At 33.2% G+C, this 373-nt stretch carries 1 protein-coding gene; it reads left to right on the top strand.

Annotated elements, in window-relative coordinates:
• The coding region (locus FC37_RS04560; protein WP_156400658.1) for a pullulanase-associated domain-containing protein at positions 1 to 373 on the top strand (373 nt) is incomplete at both ends.

The raw sequence follows: 373 nt of genomic DNA, 5'->3' as shown, positions 1-373 counted from the left end.
TAGTGGTACTCAATACAAATGGGATGGTAAGGATGCCTATGGTTACTATGCTAATATTACTTTAGATAATAATTACCAACAAATTGGCACTTTAATAAAAGGTGTTAATGATTGGAGTAAAGATGGCTCTGGTCAAGATAGAGCTGTTACTGTTGATAATAATGGTAAGGCAGAAGTATGGTATAAAGAAGGAAGTGATGATCAGCAAAAGGTAACCCCAGTATTTACGGGTGGTAGTGTGAATATTCATTATTATGACAATAATGATGTTAAGCAAGTAAAAGTGTGGACCGATGGTGATAAAGATAAAGCACAAACGGTAACGCTTGATAAAGATAATACTGTTAATGTGAAATTAATTGATAAGCAATTT

The sequence above is a fragment of the Lactobacillus gallinarum DSM 10532 = JCM 2011 genome, from assembly GCF_001434975.1.
Taxonomy (GTDB): Bacteria; Bacillota; Bacilli; order Lactobacillales; family Lactobacillaceae; genus Lactobacillus; species Lactobacillus gallinarum.
The sequence above is the reverse complement of the archived record's forward strand: the minus strand, read 5'-3'. Positions and strand labels throughout refer to the sequence as shown.